Here is a 21,118-nt window from a genome sequence, read left to right as displayed (position 1 = left end):
AATTAAAATGAAAAAACGACTAATAGCTGTGTTAATTCCATTAGCAATTAACTCATATAGTTTTACCAGTTATGCTTTATCACCTGCGCCAATAAAAGTTAAACAGGCTCTTGATGTTGCACCTGAAAATGGTTTTGGCGGATACAATTCAGTAACAAATGTTGGAACAACAGGAGGTTCTAAAGCTAAACAAGAAATGATCTTTTTAGTTAACAATAAGAAAGATCTTTTAGAAGCTATTAAAATAAATAAAGATGAACCTCGTATTATACAAATCTCTGGGATTGTAGACATTAGTGAAGACAAACCTTACAAAGACTTTGATGATCAAAAGTCACGTTCGCTGATCAAAATTCCTAGTAATACTACGTTAATTGGTGTGGGTAAAGAAGCGGGTTTTATTAATGGTTCTATTATTTTATCTAATGTAAATAATGTCATTATTCGAAATTTAAAAATTGAAGCACCAATTGATGTTGCACCAAAATTTGAAGAGGGAGATGGATGGAATGCCGAATGGGATGGAATAAACATTATTTCCTCAACTTATGTTTGGATTGATCATGTTACTCTAACTGATGGTAAATTTACCGATAATATGTACCAGAAAAAAGATGGCTGGAAATATGTACAACATGATGGTTTATTGGATATTAAGCGTGGTAGTAATTTTATTACTATCTCTTATTGTCTATTTGAAAATCATGATAAAACTATGTTAATTGGCCATAGTGATAAAAATGCTGATCAGGATGAGAATAAGTTAAATATCACGCTTCATCATAATGTTTTTTTAGACATTACTCAACGCGCACCAAGAGTAAGGTTCGGCAAAATCCACATGTATAACAACCTGTTTAAAGGATCGGTTAATAAATCTAAAACTGTATACCCATATCAATACTCTATTGGCTTAGGCTATAAAGGCAGTGTGCTTTCGGAAAATAATCACTTTATGATTGATGGTTTAAAAGATAACTGCAAAGTAGCTAAACAGTTTAAAGGCGATAACCTTCGGGATAAAAATTCTTTATTTAATCAATCTAAGTTGAAATTAGCGTCATGCGGTTTTGTTGATAATTTGTATTGGTCTGTGCCTTATCAATATAGTGTGGATGATATTAAGCAATTTAGTAAAAACTCTGATCGATTAGTCGGTAGTGGAAAGCTTTAGAATTATTGAAATAAACAAAAATGTTAGGACCCATAATGAAAAAAATATTAACTTCAATACTTTGTCTGTCTACGCTTTATGTTAGCTCAGCTTCTGCACAAGAGTGGAAAGCGATAGCATTTGGCCAATCGACTGACTTAAATTTTGCCTCACTTATCAAGCCTGAAAAAGTGGGAACCAATAATGCCTGGATTGCTGGTCAAAAAGATCATTTAGTTCCAAATCAACCTTATCAATTGCCGTCAGATTTCTATTTAGAGAGTCGAGGCGGTAAAATTGCTAACTCGCATGATGGAATGGTGGTTTTTTATACTCAATTACCCGTTAATCAAACTTTTACTTTAGAAAGTGATGTTACCTTAGAGCAAATAGGACCTGAAGTGGATGGAAAAACGCCTGCCGCTCAAGAAGCGGTTGGTTTATTTGCTCGTGATACTATTGGGGTTGCTAGAAGTGATCCTCAGCCGGCTGGTTATGAGGAGTTTCCAAATGCTTCAAATGTAATTATGAATGCATTAATTACTCAAAATCAAAAAAATGATAATTTAGTAAAAGTAACCGGCTTAGTACGTGATGGTGTAAAAAAAGCATGGGGTAATGAAGGCATATCAATTGAGAAAGTTGGTTATGTTGAACATGTTAATTATGTTGACGTTAAAAGTATGCATTTAACAATGACCAGAACGGCAGATCAATTTATCTTATCGATGAAAAATAATGCGACTGGTGAAGAGAAACAGTGGGCAACCAATGATTATTCAGGATTCTTAAATCAACAAGATAACAAAAATATTTATGTCGGCTTTTTTGCTTCTAGAAACGCAAAAGTTGAGTTTAAAAATTCTAAATTAACCCTTAATGATGAAATGGTTGACTATGATAAATTACCCACTAAACCTGAGGTAATTGTTGATATTAAACCAACGTTAATCTTATCATCACCACAAAATGTATATAGTAAAAATTATACACTACAGTTTTTTCCAAATACTTCAGGTACCGTATTTGTTAAAGAAATTAATAAAACGTTGAATGCGGAAGTTGGTAAGTTATTACAGTTTCCAGCTCAGCTAAAAGATGGAACTAATACCTTTACTGTTGAGTTTACTGATAATGCTAAAAATAATACGCAAATTTTTACAATTAATCTAAATAAATCATCGATTGAAAATTTATCTAATATTATTGTGTCGCCAGAAGGTAAAAAGGATAATAAAGGTACCAAACAATCACCGGTTGATTTCGAAACGGCTGTTAATAGCGTTGAACCGGGCGGTGTTATTCATTTGATGGATGGTTATTATGACGGCATGACTCTTCCGGCTCAATTAAGTGGATTACCCGGTAAATTAAAAACCATACAAGCCATTAATAAGCATAAAGCGATTTTTATTAACACTACGTTTAATTTAGATAGCAACTATTGGGCTATTAAGCAGGTTATCTTTGATGGAAATATTGATGATAAAGACAATAAACCAGCTTATTTAAGAATTTCGGGTAGTCATAATGTGATTGATCAAGTTATTACACGTAATAATAGTGATACCGGTTTGGCAATCTCAGCTAAAAAGAAAAATCAAAATCGAATTTATTGGCCATCTTATAACCTAATTCTTAACTCCGATTCTTATAATAATATGGATAAATCAGGTAAAAATGCTGATGGTTTTGCCGCTAAATTGGGTGTTGGTAAAGGGAATGTATTTAGAGGGTGTATTGCTCATAATAATACTGATGATGGTTTCGATCTTTATAACAAGATTGAAGATGGCCCAAATGAACCTGTATTAATTGACAGTTCAGTTACTTATTCAAACGGTTTTCCTTTTTCAAAACCCAATATTGCTACAGGGAGTATAGGTAATGGCTTTAAATTAGGAGCAGAAGGTCAACCGGTAAATCATAAAATTATCAATTCAATTTCCTTAAATAATAATATGGATGGCTTTACTGATAATTTTAATACTGGTTCTTATATCATGAAGAATAATCTTTCGATCAATAGTGCGAGGTATAATTATATTTTACGCGCTAATCCCTATGAATTTTTAAAACCAGTGGTCATTTTTGAACACAATTATTCTATTCGTGATAGCTGGCAATCAGCGATAAAAGATTCATTTGGACCAAAGATTAAAAGTAAAGATTTTAAATCTGTAACCAGCAATCAATTATGGAAAGGAAATAGTGACTTTAAAATCACTCGAGATAAAAACGGTAATATAGTGTTACCAAAAGAGCTAAAAACGCTAATCGAAAAAAATAAAGCTAAATAATTAAAATAATAAAGTGCTAGATCTAGTAAGATTTAGCGCTTTTAATCTTTGCAATTATCCATCTCATTCTTTAATTCTTATTATCTAATATGTTGTTAAATGCGTTTAACTATTTTTTGAAGAAAATATATTGGAAATTAAAATTTATATTTAAATTATATCGTTATAGATATTCACTAAATATAAACGATTAAAAATAATGAAATGTGCCATTTCATCAATTAAGTTGAAATGGCACAAAATTGTAGGATGTAGTAAATAATAAATTCTAAATTAATCTAGTAAACTTCTGATATAATCGGTAATGTCTGGATCTTTGCTGTTTTCAAATAAACATTTTTGGAATCGTTCACCTTTGATCGCATCTTTAAGTAATGATTGATCAATTGCTTTCAATGCTTCAATTAAACTTTTTCCTACTGCATTTTTCATATCATTTAAAATTACAGCATTAGCATTTTGAGATTCACGACGTTCAGGCGGATAACCTAATCCTTTTTCGCCATCAAAGGCTTTTTCAAAAATATAACGAGCATTGAGTTCAGCACCCCAACCAAAACCTTTAGCAAAAGCGAGTGATAATGCATTACCATTATTTACTTGTGCAAACAAATAAGCATCCGTAGGTTCAATACAATAACCACAATTAACACCAGGAAATGCATTTAATGCCATTAATGCGCCTTGTCCTGTACCACATCCTGTGATAACAAAATCAACGGCTTTGCTGTTTAATAAAATAGCGCTAATAATACCTAAATGAACATAAGTTAATTTTTTATCATTGTCGCCATCCATACCAACATTAAAAACTGTATGTCCATGTTTCTCTGTTGCGTTTTTTAATTCATTTAAAATAATCGGATTTTTAGCTGCTTGGCTAAATTCGTTCATTAATGCTATTTTCATGATTTCCCTCTATTTTTGATTGAAATAATAATCAGTTACATAACAAAGTTTAGTAATTTGTTCTAAGTACTTTTTACTTTCATTATAAACTCGCAAAAAAATATATCAATTTATTTAAGTAAAATAAAACGATGTTTTAATAAAATTATTGCAATGTGATGAAAGTCACAAAATCATCACACTTTTTATATTACTATATTTTATAAATGAGCATCTTTTAAACATTTGTATATTCATATTCAGGGAGTTTATATGGCTAAGGGGAATATCGTAAGGCTGTCATATTCATCATTTACAGATGAAGATTCGAAAAATGAAATTATCCGGTTAACGCCAGAAGGTATTTTATGCCATCGTAATTATTTTTATCAAAAGTGCTTTACCAATGATGGTCAAAAGCTACTTTTTGCGGGTGAATTTGATACTCATCGTAACTATTATTTACTTGATATTGAAAACCAAACAGCAAAACAACTTACCGAAGGACCTGGTGATAATACCTTTGGTGGTTTTTTATCGCCAGACGATAAATTTTTGTACTATGTGAAAAATGAACGCAACTTGCAACAAGTTAATCTTGAAACGTTAGAAGAAAAAAATATTTATACAGTACCTGATGAATGGGTTGGTTACGGTACATGGGTTGCTAATAGTGATTGTAATGAAATTGTAGGCATTGAAATTGATAAAAAAGATTGGACGCCACTTACCGACTGGACAATATTTAAAGCATTTTATGATAAAAACCCGCACTGCCGTTTAATCAAGATTGATATTAAAACAGGTGTAGCCAAAACAGTTATTGATCAGAATGTATGGTTAGGTCATCCAATTTTTAGACCTTTTGATGATAAAACTATCGCATTTTGCCATGAAGGGCCTCATGATTTAGTTGATGCAAGAATTTGGTTGGTTGATCGTGATGGTCAAAATGAACGAAAAGCGCATGATAATTTACCTGGTGAGAGTTGCACTCATGAATTTTGGGTACCAGATGGATCAGGACTTGCCTATGTGTCTTATATGAAAGGACAGCAAGAACGATATATCCGTCTTTATAATCCGATGACAAATGAAGATAAAGAGATTATGGCAATGCCAGCTTGCTCACACTTAATGAGTAATTTTGATGGTACACTTTATATTGGTGATGGAACAGGCAGTCCTGTTGACGTAATTGATACAAATGGCTATAAAATTGAAAATGATCCATGGCTTTATATTTTGGCACCTAGAACAAAAACAGCACATAAATTGGTTAAGCATAACAGTACATGGCGTGTTTTAGATGGTGATCGTCAAGTTACTCATCCCCATCCATCGTTTTCACCTGATAATAAATACGTTTTATATTCGTGTGATGCGCAAGATGAACCCGCACTTTATTTAACTAAAGTGCCCGCTAACATATTAGAAGAAATGTGATAGACCCATTTTGTCTATCATAACTATAACGGAGAATAAAATTATGTCGATTTTAAATAAATTTTCACTCAATAATAAAATAGCGCTGGTAACGGGTGCTTCTTACGGCATCGGTTTTGAAATAGCAAAATCATTGGCTGGTGCGGGAGCGAAAATCGTATTTAATGATGTGGTACCAGAAAACTTGCAAAAAGGACTTGAAGCTTATAACGCTGCTGGTATTGATGCCCATGGCTATCTATTTGATATTACAGATGAAGATGCTGTTGAAAAATCGATTGCTCAAATTGAAAAAGAACATGGTGTGATTGATATTTTAGTTAATAATGCAGGTATTATACAGCGCAAATCGATGCTTGAAACAAGTGCGGCAGATTATCGAAAAATTATTGATATCGACCTGACTGGTCAATTTATTATGGCAAAAGCTGTCCTTCCTTCAATGATCAAAAAAGGAAGTGGCAAAATCATCAACATCTGTTCAATGATGAGCGAGCTTGGTCGTGAAACAGTTGTTGGTTATGCATCGGCTAAAGGTGGCTTAAAAATGTTAACCAAAAATATCTGTTCTGAATTTGGGCATGCCAATATTCAATGTAACGGTATTGGTCCAGGTTATATTGCCACTCCTCAAACTGCGCCATTACGTGAAAAACAAGCAGATGGTTCTCGTCACCCATTTGATCAGTTCATTATCGCTAAAACACCGGCAGGGCGATGGGGGACTCCTGATGATTTGGCTGGAGCAGCCGTATTTTTAGCATCAGAAGCTTCAAATTTTGTTAACGGGCATATTCTTTATGTTGATGGTGGTATTTTAGCTTATATTGGTAAGCAACCTTAATAAAATAAGGTTAAAAATTAGATAATTTAAGAGATAATAAAATAAAAGGATGTTATTTATTATCTCTGTTTTTTTTATAAATTTAGGAGTAATGTCATGTTTTGTTTTAATTCAGATATTGAATTAATTGATTTAGGAAATGGGGTTAAACGTAAAATTTTAGCTCATGATGGTAATATGATGGCGGTTGAAGTTCATTTTGAAACTGGCGCAATTGGTGCGATGCATCATCATCCACATGAACAACTAACCTATGTTTTGTCTGGTGAATTTGAATTTACTATCGGTGATGAGACTAAGATTGTTCGTGCTGGTGATACATTATATAAAAAACCCAATATTGAACATGGTTGTGTTTGCAAACAAGCTGGCGTTTTGCTTGATATGTTTACTCCTCAAAGATTAGATTTTTTATAAAATAGCTAGTAACGACTCATTATTAATTATGATATACTTTCGATAGTTTTGATTTGTTCTAGTTGATCATTTAATAATAGAATAATGACTAATTTTTAGTAAGGAGATGTGCTAATAATGAATGATAGCTCACCAGAATCGGTTGCTTCGGTTTTAAAAGTTTTCGGAATTTTAGAAGCTTTATCCGAATCTAAAGACATTGCTATATCAGAATTATCGCAAAAAGTAATGATGCCCAAAAGCACAGCCTATCGTTTTTTACAAACCATGAAATCATTAGGTTATGTTAATCAAGAAGAAGATTCAGATAAATATTCTCTTAATTTGAAATTACTTGATTTAGGCAACCGAGTGCTTTATCACCAAAACTTTTTAGCTATTGCTGATTTGGAAATGAGAAAGTTAAGGGATAAAACTAAAGAAACGATTCATTTAGCTGTTCGTGAAGGTGACCAAATTATCTACATTAATAAAGTGGCATCAGAACAATATAGTCTTTGTTTAACTTCTAAAATAGGCAATCAAGCGACTGTGCATGCCAGTGGATTAGGTAAAGTATTATTAGCTTGGTTAGATGATGAAAGTAAAAAAAGCTTAGTTAATAGTATTAATTTTGTTCAATACACACCTAAAACAATCACCAATAAAGAGGCATTTTTTGCTGAACTCGATGAAGTTAAACGTTTAGGTTATGGCAAAGATGATGAAGAGTCAGAGCTTGGTTTACGTTGTTTTGCAGTGCCAATTTATAATCGTTTAGGTAATATTATTGCAGCCTTAAGTTTATCAACCTCTATCTTTAGATGTAATACAGCAGAAGATGAAGCTAAACTTGTCGGTGAAATTAGCCAATCTGCCGCCAAAATATCTGAATTAATTGGTTATAATAAGCAATCAAAATTGTCAGAATAAAGGTTATTATTGATAAATAACCCCTAAGCTTACTGCTTGGTTTGCTCCAGTTACTTCTGGAATATTAGATGGAATATTATTCATCCTACAATAAGCAAGCCAAGCAAAAGCAATCGCTTCCATATCAGCACTGTTTATGCCTTTCACATCAGTAATCAAAACTTGCCATTTTGGTAGTAATCTTGATAATCGTTCCATTATGAGAGGATTTTTTGCACCACCTCCACAAACTAACAGCTCACAAGATAATCTATTATTTATCGGTAATTTTTTTATTTCTTCAGAAATAGATAAAACAGTAAACTCGACTAATGTTGCTTGGATATCTTGCGCAGATAAATGCATTCCTACTAATTTATTATGTAACCAAGATAAATTAAATAGTTCTCGTCCAGTACTTTTAGGAGCAGGTATTTGAAAATAATTTTCCTTATAAAGATAATTTAATAAATCTGGATTAATGCTACCTGTTTTCGCCCATAGTCCATCTTGATCATAGTTTTTTCCTAACTGCTCTTTAATCCATCCATCTAATAATACATTACCTGGACCAGTGTCATAACCTATAATAGGGTATTGAGGAATTAATACAGTAATATTACTTATTCCGCCAATATTAAGTATCACGCGATTGATATTCGGATCTTGCAATACCGCGTTATGAAAAGCTGGCACGAGTGGTGCGCCTTGTCCCCCATAAGCCATATCTTTACGTCGAAAATCTGCTATAGTGGTTATTCCTGTTTTTGCCGCAATAATATTCGCATCTCCAATTTGCATGGTGAACGGATTAGCACCATTTGGTGCGTGATAGATGGTTTGTCCGTGACATCCAATCGCTGTAATTTGATGTTTTTTAATCTGATTATCTTTTAAAAATTGATTTATACTATCTGCAAAAAGTTGGCCAAGTCTGTGATCAATTTCACCTAAATTTTGTAATGTGGTCTGTTTGGTTTCGCATAGAGTAAGTAGAAGTTGTTTTAAATTGGCTGGCATTGGGTAGCAATTACTAGCGATTGAGGTAATTTTTCTATCTGTTATATTTACTAAAGCAATATCAATACCATCCATACTGGTACCTGACATTACACCAATATACAAATTTTGCATAAAGTTATCCTTCTCGAATGATATTACCTGTTCTTATATCTCTAATTTCAGAAGGTTGTAAACGATGACCTGTTTCACCTCTTAAAACAGGAAAACATTCTCCAAACTGTTGTTTTACATCAAAAATTGTTCGGCAGGGATTATGACCTGAAAGATTAGCGCTTGATGAGATGAGTGGTTTACCAAATAAATCACAAAGCTGACAAACTAAAGGATGATTAGTGACTCGCACTGCAATAGAGTCAAATTTGCCTGTTAAAAAATAGGGAGTTGTTTTATTTTTAGGAAAAATCCAAGTGACAGGTCCAGGCCAGCTGGTAAATGCTAACCTCTTTTGCTCTTTATTGAGAGTTGAATCATCAATATAAGGAAGCAGTTGCTGATAATCACTCGCAATTAAAATTAGCCCTTTATCAATTGATCGCTGCTTTAACTGTAGCAGGTTTAATACAGCAATTTCATTGTTGGGATCACAACCCAATCCAAAAACGGCTTCGGTAGGGTAAGCAATTACATCACCATTTTTTAAACGACCAATACATTCTGATACTGTTAATAAATTTGTCATTAAGATTTAAATATTCATTAAAACGATTGAAAATTATATTAAACCCAGAGAGTTAGATTTGCAAATTAGCTGAGATTATTTTAAAACATCATAATTATCTATAATAAAACACAATGATTAAGGTAATTAAAACTGACAGGCTGGGTATGTCAACGAAAAATCATATTATTGCCAATTCATTTGTGGGTAGTTGATTGCCGTTAATTCAACGGTTTGCTGCATATTGATAATTTTAACTCTTGGATCAATAAATGGGAGTAATCCACGAGCTTGAATATCATTATCGATGATGTAGCAATGTGCAGTTTTTTCGATAATATCATCTAATAATGGATTATTTTTTAGCGCAATAATCACACCATTTTGCCAGAATAAAACGGCATCGTGTTGTGATATGAATTGTGTATTTACAGTTGATTGGTTGGCTGTTGAAATAGTATGTAACATAATTCTCACTTTTTTTATACTTAAACGTATAGTTAACCTGAAACTTTTTGACAGAAAAGCAAGTTAATCTTGTTTGGTACATCTTTAATGGTTATTAGTATATAATAAGGACTATTTATTGAGCAAAGAATTCCTCATGAAACCAATTATTTTAGCCGATGAGCACGCAACCATTTCATTGGGTAGCAAACTTGCTAAGCAATGTTTAAACTATTTATTGAATCAAGATGATACGATAATTCTTTATTTAATTGGTGATCTTGGTGCTGGTAAAACTACTTTTAGTCGTGGATTTTTACAACAATTAGGTCATACAGGTAATGTCAAAAGTCCAACATATACTTTAGTTGAACCGTATCAATTCGATGGCTTTTCTGTTTATCATTTTGATTTATATAGATTAATTGATTCTGAGGAACTTGAGTTTATGGGTATCCGTGAATATTTTTCTTCGCGTTCGATCTGTTTAATTGAATGGCCTGAACAAGCGAAAGGTATATTACCAAGTGCTGACATTGAAATTCATTTGGCTTATTTATCCTGTGAACGTACGGCTTGCGTGCAAGCAAAAAGCCAAAAGGGTCGAACGATTATTAATTTTTAACAATACACATTAACGGTAAAAGATGATGAAAAAATTACTTACTTTTTTAATGTTATTATTGCTTTGTAACTCAGCTTATGCAGCTAAAGTAGTGATTGCCGTTGATGCAGGACATGGTGGTAAAGATTCTGGCGCAATAGGTCAAAGCAATTTATATGAAAAGACAGTTACATTTTCAATTGCCAAAAAATTAACTAATTTGTTAAATAAAGATCCTAGTTTTAAAGGGGTATTAACCCGTAGTAGTGATACTTTTATCTCGGTTCCACAGCGTTCAGAAATCGCTCGAAAAAATAAAGCTAATTTATTAGTTTCTATTCATGCTGATGCAGCCCCAAATCGTAACGCAACAGGTGCGTCAATTTGGGTCTTATCGACCAAACGGGCTGATACTGAGCTTGGTCGTTGGCTTGAACAAGATGAAAAACAATCTCAATTATTAGGCGGAGCTGGCGATGCTCTTGCTGAAGATAATAATCGTCATTTAAGTCAAGCGGTCTTAGATTTACAATTTTCTTATTCTCAGCGAGTAGGTTATGAATTAGCAATGCAAGTTTTAACGTCAATAAAAAGTGTAACTAAGCTTCATAAAAATCAGCCAGAATATGCAAGTTTAGGTGTTTTACGTTCACCTGATATTCCGTCGATTTTGATTGAAGTTGGTTTTATTTCTAATTTAGACGAAGAACGTCTGTTAAGCAGTAATGCCCATCAAGATAAGATTGCTAAAGCCATTTATCAAGGTATAAAAAACTATGTAAAACAGAATCCTAAATTTGGAGCACAACATTAATGGCAATCCATATTCTATCTCCCCAATTAGCGAATCAAATTGCGGCAGGTGAGGTAGTAGAGCGCCCCGCATCAGTTATTAAAGAATTAGTTGAAAATAGCCTTGATGCGGGTAGTACTCAAATTGATATAGATATTGAGCAAGGCGGCTGTAAATTAATTCGTATTCGTGATAATGGTTGTGGTATTACTAAAGATGAATTAGCACTTGCTTTAGCACGTCATGCAACCAGTAAAATCAGTACGTTAGATGATCTCAATGCAATTATTAGTCTCGGATTTCGTGGTGAAGCACTAGCAAGTATTAGTTCTGTTTCAAGATTAACTTTAACTTCGAGAACAGTAGAACAGACTGAAGCATGGCAAGTTTATGCAGAAGGTCGAGATATGACGCCAACTATTAAACCCGCTGCGCATCCTATTGGTTCAACAGTTGAAGTTCTTGATCTATTCTATAATACTCCTGCAAGGCGCCGTTTTTTAAAAACGGAAAAAACCGAATTTATGCATATTGAGGAATTTGTGCGACGCATTGCGCTGGCTCGTCCTGATGTCTCATTTAATTTGCAACATAATGGTAAATTGGTTAAACAGTATCGAGCATCTGAATTAAAAAAAAGAGTGGAATTAGTTTGCGGTCGAGCATTTATGCAAAAAGCAGTGAAACTTGATTGGCAACACGATGATTTAGTGATTCAAGGTTGGGTCACCAGCAGTGAAAGCAGTGAACTGCAATACTTTTATGTTAATGGCCGTGTCATCAAGGACAAATTGCTCAATCATGCATTGCGACAAGCATACAATAGCCGTACTAATGAGCAACAAAGTTATGTTGTATTTTTACAAATTGATCCTAAACAAGTTGATGTTAATGTGCATCCCGCGAAACACGAAGTTCGTTTTCATGAAGCGAGATTAGTACATGATTTTGTTTATCAAGCAATTGTCATGGCTCTTGAATCAAATCAACCGTTCACATATAAAGAAAAAGTGATAATGGCTCCGAATCGACAAGCTGCCGGTGAAAATATCTTTAATCAACAAATAGAAACTGAGCATAAAAATTATCCAACAATGAGCTCGTTAACTAAAAAACCGATCAATCACATTAAAGAAAATGCAATTTATGGTCAATTAGTTGAAATTAATCCAAAAACAGAAATAGAAAAAACTCAGCCTCAATCATTTCAGCCAACAGAAGATGATGGTTTAATAACTGCACCTCAACAAGCAGTTATTGAAGCATTATTTCCTAAACGAAATATGCCATTACAATCATTACAACAGCAACTTGATAGTTCATCATTAGTGCAATTTGGTCGAGTATTAACTATCATTCAATCTGATATGGCGTTGCTTGAAAAGTTTGAAGATAATCAGCAAAAATTAATGTTAATGAAATTACCTGTGGCCCAAAAAAAAGTGACCACAATTAAATTATTATTTCAAGAATCGGAAAAATTATTGATACCTTTAACGATATTAATAGATCATAAAGAACAGCAAGTGATTACTAATTATCAAAAACAATTACAATTTTTAGGTTTTGATTTTTATATAGATAAAGCTAAATTGTACTTAGAAAATGTGCCTAAAATGTTGCGGGCTATGAATTGGCAACAAACTTTGCCAGCATTAATTAGTTTTATATCAGAATCAGAACAGGAAGTTTTAAATCCAACACAGATAGCTAATTGGTTAGCAAATCAGTATGATGACAGTCATACAGTATGTTGGAGTGTAGCTAAAGTGATTCAGTTATTGGCTCAGTTAGAACAGATAGATATTAATTTGTTACAGCAACAAACTTTTTTATATCCAATTGATATACAATTATTTACTCAATCGATTTTATCATGAACAAACCAAAAATTATTTCATTAATGGGACCCACAGCATCGGGTAAAACGGCATTTGCAATGGCTCTTTATGATCGTTATCCTATTGATATCATTAGTGTTGATTCCGCACTAATTTATCGCGGAATGGATATTGGGACGGCAAAACCAACTAAAAAAGAACAACATAAATATCCGCATAAATTGATTGATATTTGTGATCCAGCACAAAGTTATTCAGCAGCTAATTTTCGGCATGATGCGATTGTCGAAATTGAAAAAACCCTAAACAAAGGACGCATTCCATTGTTAGTAGGTGGCACCATGTTATATTTTAAAGCGCTAATTGAAGGGCTATCTCCGCTTCCTGTTGCCAACATGGAAATACGTAAACAAATAGAAGAAAAAGCTAATAAAATGGGGTGGCAAGCGATTCATGAAGAATTGCAAAAAATTGATCCTATATCGGCTGAGCGTATTCATCCTAATGATCCACAGCGTCTAAATCGTGCTTTAGAAGTTTATCTTATCACAGGTAAAAGTTTAACCGAGCTAACTCAAGAAAGTGGTAAAGCTTTACCATATGATATTATGCAATTTGCTATAATGCCAGATGATAGAGCTGAACTTCATAAGCATATTGAGCAACGTTTTTTACAGATGTTAGATCAAGGTTTTGAAGATGAAGTGAAAAAACTTATGCAGCGCTCCGATCTTCATTTAAATCTACCTTCTATTCGCTGCGTTGGTTATCGCCAAATGTGGGAATATTTAAGTGGCGATACCAGTTATGATGAAATGGTATTCAAAGGTATTTGTGCTACTCGTCAATTAGCAAAACGGCAAATTACCTGGCTTCGTGGTTGGAAGCAACCTGTCACATGGTTAAATAGAAATAATATGGAAAATATTTTAAATCATCTCTTTTAATTTCAAATAGATATTTTCATTGCTTATTACTTGGTCTTTTTATTTATTGATAGTTTATTTAGTTTTGTTAAAATATTTTAGATTAATGAGGCGGTTTCGTATATTATTTTGTCTAGTTAATGTAAAGTTATTAAAAATTTAGTTATTTGTGCATAAATTGCAATTGATCGGTTCAAGTACCGTGTTTTTTATGTTATTTTGATATTTACTTACGTAAATATTCTATAATTGTAATTACAATAGATATTTATTTTTGAAAATATAATTTCAATCTTCATATTATTTCATTTTAAAGGATAATCTCATGTCAAAAGGGCAGTCATTACAAGATCCTTATTTGAATTTGCTTCGTCGCGAGCATATTCCTGTATCAATTTATTTGGTTAATGGTATTAAATTACAAGGTCAAATCGAATCATTTGATCAATTTGTTATATTACTAAAAAATACTGTAAGCCAAATGGTTTATAAACATGCTATCTCAACAGTTGTACCATCAAGATCAATTTCTGGATTAGTATCTCAGCCAGAAGAGGAAAATGAAAACTGATTAAATCAGCGGAGAATCTGATTGTTTGATCGATATAAAGGCGGAGAATCTGCCTTATTAGTCCATGTTTTCCTTCCTCAAGAAAGCGATATCGAGGATCTAAAAGAGTTTGAAGTATTAGTTGCTTCTGCTCAAATAGAGATTCTCGATATTGTGACAACATCAAGAAAAACACCTCAAGCCAAATATTTTATTGGTGAAGGTAAAGCCCTAGAAATTGCTGAAAAAGTTAAAGAACTACAAGCTTCCGTTATTTTAGTTAATCATACATTGACGCCTACTCAAGAACGTAACCTTGAAAAACTATGTGAATGTCGCGTTGTTGATCGAACTGGTTTAATTTTAGATATTTTTGCACAACGAGCGAGAACTCATGAAGGTAAATTACAAGTTGAATTAGCACAATTGCAATATTTATCTACTCGTTTGGTTCGTGGATGGACACATTTAGAACGACAAAAAGGTGGTATTGGTTTAAGAGGACCGGGGGAAACACAGTTAGAAACTGATAGACGTTTGATTCGTCATAGAATTCAATTAATTTTATCAAGATTAGCTAAAGTAGAAAAACAGCGTAACCAAAATCGGCAATCAAGAAATAAAGCAGATCTCTCCACTGCATCTTTAGTTGGATATACCAATGCAGGTAAATCAACACTATTTAATGTTCTAACTCATGCCGATGTTTATGCAGCTGATCAGTTATTTGCTACGCTCGATCCTACACTAAGGCGGATTACAGTTGATGATGTTGGAGAAGTTGTTTTAGCTGATACGGTAGGTTTTATTCGTCACTTACCTCATGATCTGATTGCGGCTTTTAAAGCAACTTTATTAGAAACACAAGAAGCAGCTTTATTATTACATGTTATTGATGCTGCTGATCCTAATATGTTGGAGAATATACATGCAGTAGAAGAAGTATTATTTGAAATTGATGCACATGATATCCCAACACTATTAGTAATGAATAAAATTGATTTAATCGAAGGTAGAGAACCGAGCATTGATCGTAATGAAGAGGGAATTCCAATTCGTGTTTGGATTTCTGCTCAAAATGGTTTAGGATTAGATCTCTTATTTATAGCATTAAAAGAAAGGCTTGCTAAACAGATTCAAGTTTGTCAGTTGAATTTACCTGCTCATTTGGCAAAATTAAGAAGTCGTTTTTATCAGTTAAATGCAGTAGAACGTGAGTTTATTAATGATGACGGTAGTTTTCGACTAGATGTGAGAATGCCTTCCATTGAATGGAATCGTCTCTGTAAACAGGAGCCAGATCTGTTATACTTAATTAATACGCAAAATAACAACTAATCGTTAAATGGAGCATATAAAATATGGCGTGGAATCAGCCCGGAAATAACGGACAAGATAACGATCCATGGGGAAGTAATAACAAAAAACCTTCCAATTCAACAAATGATATATTGGATAAAATTAAAAATTTACTTAAAAAAGGTAAGTTAGGCAATAACAATGGCGGTTCATCAAACACTAAATTACCGATGAATACCTACAAAATTATTGTAATAGCATTTATTGCTTTAATATTTATCTGGGGTTTAAGTGGGTTTTATACCATTAATCAAAGCCAAAGAGGGGTGATTACTCGCTTTGGTCAAGTTCAACCAGAAATTGTTCAACCTGGATTAAATTGGAAACCTACCTTAATTGATAAGGTCTATATTGTTGATACTCAAGGAACTCGAAATTTCAATGTCCAAGGCTTTATTGTTACTACAGGTGAGAACCTTGTCTTTGTTGAGATGAATGTACAGTATCGTATTAGCAATCCTTTAAAATATTTATTCAATGTTACTAATGTTGAAGATAGCCTTCGCCAAGCCGCAGATAGTGCTCTTAGAACCGCTGTGGGTAGCTCTAATATTGATGCTATCATTTCCGATGGTCGTTCAATTCTTGAAAGTAGCACTAAGGATGAACTTGTTAATGTAATCACCCATTATGATATGGGAATTAATATTGTTGATTTAAATTTCCAAGTGGCTCGTCCACCGGATGAGGTACAAGATGCTTACGATGATGCAATTCGTGCTCAGGGTGATAGTGAACGTGAAATCAAGCAAGCAGAAGCAGATAAAGTTCAATTAGTTCAGCAAGCTGAAGGTAAATCGGCAAGAATTTTAGCTGATGCTAATGCCTATAAAGTCCGAGTAGAGCTTGAAGCTGCAGGTGACGTTGCACGTTTTGAGCAAATTTTACCTCAATATAAAGCTGCTCCTGAAATAACTAAAGAGCGTTTATATATTGAAATGATGGAAAAAATATTAGAGAAGACTCATAAAGTCATCGTTAATGATAAAAGTGGTAATCTAATGGTTCTACCATTAGAACATTTATTAAAAAATAAAGGCGAAAAAGTATCTACATCAACAGTAAATCAAAGTAGTGATTATAATTTTAATATGCCAAATTCTTCTGAAGCAATGAAAAGTACACCTCAAACAGCAAGTGAATCACAAAAAAGTGCCACAACAAGTAACAATAGTTCTTCTACTAGCAATACAGCGAGAACTATGAGAACTATGGGACAATAATAAGGAGAAAGATGAGTATGCGTAAATTATTGATTCCTATCGTTTTAATTTTAATTGGTATGTTCTTTTCAAGCGCTTATGTGATAGAAGAAGGAACACGTGGTGTTGTTTTAAGATTTAATAAAATTATTGGGTTATCTGATCCAGGATTACATTTTAAAGTTCCTGGTATGGATAGCATCAAAGTTATTGATGCTAAAATTCAAACAACTAATAGTTCTAATAATAGCAAAGAACAACGTTTCTTTAACGTACAAAAGAAAGAATTAATTGTTGATTATTTTGTACAGTGGAAAATTGTTGATTTTAATCGTTATTATGAAACAGTAGCTGGCGGAAATAACGTTGAAGACTTACTTTTAGCACGTCTAAATGGTCGTTTAAGAGCTGAAATTGGTAAATTAAGCAATAAAGATATTATTAATGATTCTAACGCTGATACTAAATCACGAAATTCTTTAATGATTCGAGTTAAAGATGCTTTGAATGGAAATCATCAAGACTCCATTGATACTGCACCAATTGACAAATTGGTTACTGATACCCAAAAAGATTCTGAAATCAATAAAACCAGCTTAAGAGCATTTGGTGTTGAAGTCATTGATGTTCGAATTAAACAGATTAACTTCCCATCTGAAGTTTCTGGTTCTATCTATGCAAGAATGCGAGCAGAACGTGAAGTGATCGCTCGTGATAAACGTTTTGAAGGTGTTAGAAAAGCCGAAGAAACAAGAGCGACAGCTACGCTAGAAGCAACCAAAATATTATCAGAAGCAGAGCGTCAATCTCGTATAATCCGAGGTGAAGGCGATGCTAATGCCGCTAAACTATACGCTGATGCCTTTGGTAAAGATATGATGTTTTTTAGTTTTATTCGTAGTTTAAAAGCGTATGAACAAAGTTTCACTGGTAATGATGTGATGGTCATTAGTCCTGATAGTGAGTTTTTCCAGTATATGAAATTAAAATCAAATAAATAACAGAATGAGTAAACAGTCTATGAGTAATAATGTTGTTGTACTAGGTACACAATGGGGTGATGAAGGCAAAGGTAAAGTTGTCGATTTACTTACTGAAAAAGCAAAATATGTGGTACGTTATCAAGGCGGGCATAATGCAGGTCACACGTTGGTTATTGATGGCGAAAAAACCGTATTACACTTAATTCCATCAGGAATTCTACATAATAATGTTATGAGTATTATTGCTAACGGTGTAGTGCTATGTCCAGATGCTTTAATGAAAGAGATTAAAGAACTTGAAAATAAAGGTATACCTGTTCAAGAAAGACTACTTATCTCTGAATCGTGCCCATTAATCTTGCCTTACCATATTGCATTAGACCAAGCTCGAGAAAAAGCTCGTGGAAATAAAGCTATTGGTACTACTGGTCGAGGTATTGGGCCTGCTTATGAAGATAAAGTTGCACGTCGTGGACTTCGTGTTGGGGATTTACTTGATAGACTGGCATTTGCTGAAAAATTAAAAGAAGTGATGGAATACCACAATTTTCAATTAGTAAATTACTATAAAGCTGAAGCTGTTGATTATCAGAAAGTCCTTAATGACACATTAGCAATTGCAGATATTTTAGTATCTATGATTGCCGATATACCTGCACTTTTAGAAGATGCACGAAAAAAAGGTGAAAGGATTATGTTCGAAGGTGCACAAGGTACATTGCTTGATATTGACCATGGTACGTATCCTTATGTGACATCTTCTAATACGACTGCTGGTGGAGTAGCAACTGGTTCTGGTTTTGGTCCCCGTTATGTCGGTTATGTATTAGGAATTGTTAAAGCCTACTCTACACGAGTTGGAGCTGGTCCTTTTCCTACAGAATTATTTGATGAAACTGGCGAGTACCTTTGTAAACAGGGTAATGAATTCGGTGCAACAACAGGTCGTCGTCGTCGTACAGGATGGTTAGATGCAGTTGCCGTTCGAAAAGCCGTACAACTAAATTCTGTTTCTGGATTTTGTCTTACAAAACTGGATGTTCTCGATGGTCTTAACGAAGTTAAAATTTGTGTTGGTTATCAATTACCAAATGGTCATGTCATCAAAAATGCACCGGCTGCTGCTGAAGATTGGAGTTTAGTAAAACCAGTTTACGAAACAATGCCAGGTTGGAGTGAATCGACGTTTGGTATCAAGAGTTATGATGCATTACCAAAAGCAGCAAAAGCTTATATCAAACGGATTGAAGAATTAACGGAAACACCAGTTGATATTATTTCAACGGGTCCGGATCGTAGTGAAACTATGATTTTACGTGATCCATATTCAGTATAATTTTAAATTAAGAAAAATCGGGATAATTATCCCGATTTTTTATTTTAAGCTTATAAACAAAATAAAATGATTAAACATATAAGAAGAATATCATGACAAAAATAGGGACACCACTATCATCCAGCGCAACAAAAGTTTTACTTTGTGGTGCAGGGGAACTAGCAAAAGAAGTTGTGATTGAATTACAGCGATTTGGTTGTGAAGTGATTGCTGTTGATCGTTATGCTAATGCTCCAGCGATGCAAGTTGCACATCGTTCTCATGTTATCAATATGTTAGATGGTAATGAACTAAGAAACGTCATTGAAACTGAAAAACCCGATTATATTGTTCCTGAAATAGAAGCCATTGCAATAAAAACTTTAGTTGAATTAGAGAGTGAAGGATTTACGGTCATTCCCACTGCAAATGCAGTAGCGTTAACAATGAATAGAGAAGGTATTCGTCGCCTAGCTGCTGAAAAATTAAAGTTACCTACTTCACCTTACCGTTTCGCTTCAAATAAAACAGAATTTAAACAAGCAATAACAGAAATTGGTTTTCCCTGTTTTGTCAAACCGATTATGAGTTCTTCCGGCAAAGGTCAGTCATTATTACGTAGTGAAGTTGATATAGATTCCTCATGGATCTATGCTCAAGAAGGTGGACGTACAGGTGAAGGAAAAGTAATAATAGAAGGCTTAGTGAATTTTGATTACGAAATTACCTTACTTACTGTCAAACATATTAATGGTATTTCATTCTGTGAACCTATTGGTCATCGTCAAGAAAAAGGGGATTATCGAGAATCTTGGCAACCGCAACAAATGTCTAATCAAGCTTTAAATCTAGCAAAAGAAATTTCAACTAAAATAACTGATGCTCTAGGAGGACGAGGTATATTTGGTGTTGAATTATTTGTAAAAGGTGATCATGTTTGGTTTAGTGAGGTTTCTCCTCGTCCGCATGATACTGGGTTGGTAACATTAATATCTCAAAATTTCACCGAATTTGCATTACATGCTAGAGCTATACTGGGATTACCAATTCCTATGATTGAACAATACAGTGCTGCTGCTTCTGCGGTTATTTTAGTAAATGGTTGTTCAAAGCAAATTACATTTGCTAATTTAGAAAAAGCATTACAAGAGTCACATACAGATATACGTTTATTTGGTAAACCTGAAGTAGATGGTGTAAGGCGAATGGGAGTCGCATTGGCAAAAGCCGAAACGGTCTCCGAAGCGGTAAATAAAGCCGTAAATGCGGTTAAACGACTCCAAATAACGTTATAACACATCATTTTGAGTAAAAAGCAGTCAATCAATCTAAAAATAATAAAATTTCTTAAATAGGGGTTGACGAGAGCAAGTGAAGTGAGTAACATACGCAACCCTTGAGACAGCAAACTGAATAACAAAATGTTTAGTGAAAGATAAATAGCTGTCAGCTCTTTAAAAAGAAGAAACAGACAATCT

General features: G+C 33.6%; 19 protein-coding genes and 1 pseudogene. 16 read left to right on the top strand and 4 right to left on the bottom strand.

Features of this window, described 5'->3' with window-relative positions; genetic code table 11:
- The first annotated feature begins 7 nt into the window (after nt 1-7).
- Both J3U13_RS06880 and J3U13_RS06875 read left to right on the top strand, forming a co-directional pair.
- Nucleotides 8-1,174, top strand: coding sequence for a pectate lyase family protein (locus J3U13_RS06880; RefSeq protein WP_267341038.1), 1,167 nt, complete (start codon nt 8-10; stop codon nt 1,172-1,174).
- Nucleotides 1,175-1,209: 35 nt separating this feature from the next.
- On the top strand, nt 1,210-3,453 hold the full coding sequence (locus J3U13_RS06875; RefSeq protein ID WP_267341036.1) for a right-handed parallel beta-helix repeat-containing protein: 2,244 nt from the start codon (nt 1,210-1,212) through the stop codon (nt 3,451-3,453).
- 273 nt (nt 3,454-3,726) lie between these two features.
- Here the strand turns inward: J3U13_RS06875 and J3U13_RS06870 are convergent, their stop codons facing one another.
- Nucleotides 3,727-4,362: an RpiB/LacA/LacB family sugar-phosphate isomerase gene (locus J3U13_RS06870; protein ID WP_267341035.1), complete on the bottom strand. Its 636-nt coding sequence runs from the start codon at nt 4,360-4,362 to the stop codon at nt 3,727-3,729.
- A gap of 252 nt (nt 4,363-4,614) precedes the next feature.
- On the opposite strand from J3U13_RS06870, the gene J3U13_RS06865 reads away from it, so the two are divergent.
- The 4 genes from J3U13_RS06865 to kdgR all read left to right on the top strand — a co-directional run bounded on the left by J3U13_RS06865 (nt 4,615) and on the right by kdgR (nt 7,960).
- Entirely contained in the window at nt 4,615-5,787 is a 1,173-nt protein-coding gene (locus J3U13_RS06865) for an oligogalacturonate lyase family protein (RefSeq protein ID WP_267341033.1), read from the top strand.
- A 43-nt stretch (nt 5,788-5,830) separates the two neighbouring features.
- A complete protein-coding gene (locus J3U13_RS06860) occupies nt 5,831-6,631 on the top strand; it encodes a gluconate 5-dehydrogenase (protein ID WP_267341032.1) in 801 nt (266 codons plus the stop codon).
- Between the two features lie 96 nt (nt 6,632-6,727).
- Nucleotides 6,728-7,048, top strand: a complete 321-nt coding sequence (locus tag J3U13_RS06855) for a cupin domain-containing protein (protein WP_065561895.1) — start codon at nt 6,728-6,730, stop codon at nt 7,046-7,048.
- 117 nt (nt 7,049-7,165) lie between these two features.
- Nucleotides 7,166-7,960, top strand: coding sequence for a DNA-binding transcriptional regulator KdgR (gene kdgR, locus J3U13_RS06850; protein WP_267341031.1), 795 nt, complete (start codon nt 7,166-7,168; stop codon nt 7,958-7,960).
- A gap of 6 nt (nt 7,961-7,966) precedes the next feature.
- On the opposite strand, the gene J3U13_RS06845 is transcribed toward kdgR, so the two are convergent.
- From J3U13_RS06845 to tusB, 3 genes are all read right to left on the bottom strand, one after another.
- On the bottom strand, nt 7,967-9,073 hold the full coding sequence (locus tag J3U13_RS06845) for an anhydro-N-acetylmuramic acid kinase (protein WP_267341029.1): 1,107 nt from the start codon (nt 9,071-9,073) through the stop codon (nt 7,967-7,969).
- 4 nt (nt 9,074-9,077) lie between these two features.
- Nucleotides 9,078-9,641: a Sua5/YciO/YrdC/YwlC family protein gene (locus J3U13_RS06840; protein ID WP_267341028.1), complete on the bottom strand. Its 564-nt coding sequence runs from the start codon at nt 9,639-9,641 to the stop codon at nt 9,078-9,080.
- Between the two features lie 165 nt (nt 9,642-9,806).
- Nucleotides 9,807-10,088 (bottom strand): sulfurtransferase complex subunit TusB, encoded by a 282-nt coding sequence (gene tusB, locus J3U13_RS06835; protein WP_267341027.1) that lies wholly within the window; start codon nt 10,086-10,088, stop codon nt 9,807-9,809.
- A gap of 136 nt (nt 10,089-10,224) precedes the next feature.
- On the opposite strand from tusB, the gene tsaE reads away from it, so the two are divergent.
- The 10 genes and pseudogenes from tsaE to purT all read left to right on the top strand — a co-directional run bounded on the left by tsaE (nt 10,225) and on the right by purT (nt 20,935).
- Nucleotides 10,225-10,692 (top strand): tRNA (adenosine(37)-N6)-threonylcarbamoyltransferase complex ATPase subunit type 1 TsaE, encoded by a 468-nt coding sequence (tsaE, locus tag J3U13_RS06830; protein WP_267341025.1) that lies wholly within the window; start codon nt 10,225-10,227, stop codon nt 10,690-10,692.
- Between the two features lie 67 nt (nt 10,693-10,759).
- Nucleotides 10,760-11,464, top strand: a pseudogene (locus tag J3U13_RS06825) (N-acetylmuramoyl-L-alanine amidase); the annotation flags it as partial.
- Between the two features lie 20 nt (nt 11,465-11,484).
- On the top strand, nt 11,485-13,344 hold the full coding sequence (gene mutL, locus J3U13_RS06820; protein WP_267341021.1) for a DNA mismatch repair endonuclease MutL: 1,860 nt from the start codon (nt 11,485-11,487) through the stop codon (nt 13,342-13,344).
- Nucleotides 13,341-14,252 carry a tRNA (adenosine(37)-N6)-dimethylallyltransferase MiaA gene (miaA, locus tag J3U13_RS06815; RefSeq protein WP_267341020.1) on the top strand — a complete coding sequence of 304 codons (912 nt, stop codon included), beginning with the start codon at nt 13,341-13,343 and terminating at the stop codon, nt 14,250-14,252. The genes mutL and miaA overlap by 4 nt, the downstream gene beginning before the upstream one ends.
- Before the next feature lie 304 nt (nt 14,253-14,556).
- Complete coding sequence (gene hfq, locus J3U13_RS06810) at nt 14,557-14,802, top strand: RNA chaperone Hfq (RefSeq protein WP_267341019.1); 246 nt, start codon at nt 14,557-14,559, stop codon at nt 14,800-14,802.
- A gap of 21 nt (nt 14,803-14,823) precedes the next feature.
- Entirely contained in the window at nt 14,824-16,119 is a 1,296-nt protein-coding gene (hflX, locus tag J3U13_RS06805) for a ribosome rescue GTPase HflX (protein ID WP_267341018.1), read from the top strand.
- A gap of 23 nt (nt 16,120-16,142) precedes the next feature.
- The gene (gene hflK / locus J3U13_RS06800; protein ID WP_267341017.1) at nt 16,143-17,363 is read left to right on the top strand and encodes an FtsH protease activity modulator HflK; all 1,221 of its coding nucleotides are present in this window, start codon (nt 16,143-16,145) and stop codon (nt 17,361-17,363) included.
- Nucleotides 17,364-17,380: 17 nt separating this feature from the next.
- Entirely contained in the window at nt 17,381-18,343 is a 963-nt protein-coding gene (gene hflC, locus J3U13_RS06795) for a protease modulator HflC (protein WP_416380654.1), read from the top strand.
- Nucleotides 18,344-18,362: 19 nt separating this feature from the next.
- Nucleotides 18,363-19,661 carry an adenylosuccinate synthase gene (locus J3U13_RS06790; protein WP_324169963.1) on the top strand — a complete coding sequence of 433 codons (1,299 nt, stop codon included), beginning with the start codon at nt 18,363-18,365 and terminating at the stop codon, nt 19,659-19,661.
- 92 nt (nt 19,662-19,753) lie between these two features.
- Nucleotides 19,754-20,935: a formate-dependent phosphoribosylglycinamide formyltransferase gene (gene purT, locus J3U13_RS06785; RefSeq protein WP_267341014.1), complete on the top strand. Its 1,182-nt coding sequence runs from the start codon at nt 19,754-19,756 to the stop codon at nt 20,933-20,935.
- Nucleotides 20,936-21,118: the final 183 nt, after the last annotated feature.

Origin of the sequence: Gilliamella sp. B2887 (assembly GCF_026537015.1) — a bacterium.
GTDB lineage: Bacteria > Pseudomonadota > Gammaproteobacteria > Enterobacterales > Orbaceae > Gilliamella.
This window is presented reverse-complemented; position numbering and strand designations above follow the sequence as displayed.

What these genes read in the sequence shown, in the direction of transcription:
- J3U13_RS06880 (WP_267341038.1), top strand. Translation starts at nt 8, where the DNA reads ATGAAAAAACGACTAATAGCTGTGTTAATTCCATTAGCAATTAACTCA.
- J3U13_RS06875 (WP_267341036.1), top strand. Translation starts at nt 1,210, where the DNA reads ATGAAAAAAATATTAACTTCAATACTTTGTCTGTCTACGCTTTATGTT.
- J3U13_RS06870 (WP_267341035.1), bottom strand. Translation starts at nt 4,362, where the DNA reads ATGAAAATAGCATTAATGAACGAATTTAGCCAAGCAGCTAAAAATCCG.
- J3U13_RS06865 (WP_267341033.1), top strand. Translation starts at nt 4,615, where the DNA reads ATGGCTAAGGGGAATATCGTAAGGCTGTCATATTCATCATTTACAGAT.
- J3U13_RS06860 (WP_267341032.1), top strand. Translation starts at nt 5,831, where the DNA reads ATGTCGATTTTAAATAAATTTTCACTCAATAATAAAATAGCGCTGGTA.
- J3U13_RS06855 (WP_065561895.1), top strand. Translation starts at nt 6,728, where the DNA reads ATGTTTTGTTTTAATTCAGATATTGAATTAATTGATTTAGGAAATGGG.
- kdgR (WP_267341031.1), top strand. Translation starts at nt 7,166, where the DNA reads ATGAATGATAGCTCACCAGAATCGGTTGCTTCGGTTTTAAAAGTTTTC.
- J3U13_RS06845 (WP_267341029.1), bottom strand. Translation starts at nt 9,073, where the DNA reads ATGCAAAATTTGTATATTGGTGTAATGTCAGGTACCAGTATGGATGGT.
- J3U13_RS06840 (WP_267341028.1), bottom strand. Translation starts at nt 9,641, where the DNA reads ATGACAAATTTATTAACAGTATCAGAATGTATTGGTCGTTTAAAAAAT.
- tusB (WP_267341027.1), bottom strand. Translation starts at nt 10,088, where the DNA reads ATGTTACATACTATTTCAACAGCCAACCAATCAACTGTAAATACACAA.
- tsaE (WP_267341025.1), top strand. Translation starts at nt 10,225, where the DNA reads ATGAAACCAATTATTTTAGCCGATGAGCACGCAACCATTTCATTGGGT.
- mutL (WP_267341021.1), top strand. Translation starts at nt 11,485, where the DNA reads ATGGCAATCCATATTCTATCTCCCCAATTAGCGAATCAAATTGCGGCA.
- miaA (WP_267341020.1), top strand. Translation starts at nt 13,341, where the DNA reads ATGAACAAACCAAAAATTATTTCATTAATGGGACCCACAGCATCGGGT.
- hfq (WP_267341019.1), top strand. Translation starts at nt 14,557, where the DNA reads ATGTCAAAAGGGCAGTCATTACAAGATCCTTATTTGAATTTGCTTCGT.
- hflK (WP_267341017.1), top strand. Translation starts at nt 16,143, where the DNA reads ATGGCGTGGAATCAGCCCGGAAATAACGGACAAGATAACGATCCATGG.
- hflC (WP_416380654.1), top strand. Translation starts at nt 17,381, where the DNA reads ATGCGTAAATTATTGATTCCTATCGTTTTAATTTTAATTGGTATGTTC.
- J3U13_RS06790 (WP_324169963.1), top strand. Translation starts at nt 18,363, where the DNA reads ATGAGTAATAATGTTGTTGTACTAGGTACACAATGGGGTGATGAAGGC.
- purT (WP_267341014.1), top strand. Translation starts at nt 19,754, where the DNA reads ATGACAAAAATAGGGACACCACTATCATCCAGCGCAACAAAAGTTTTA.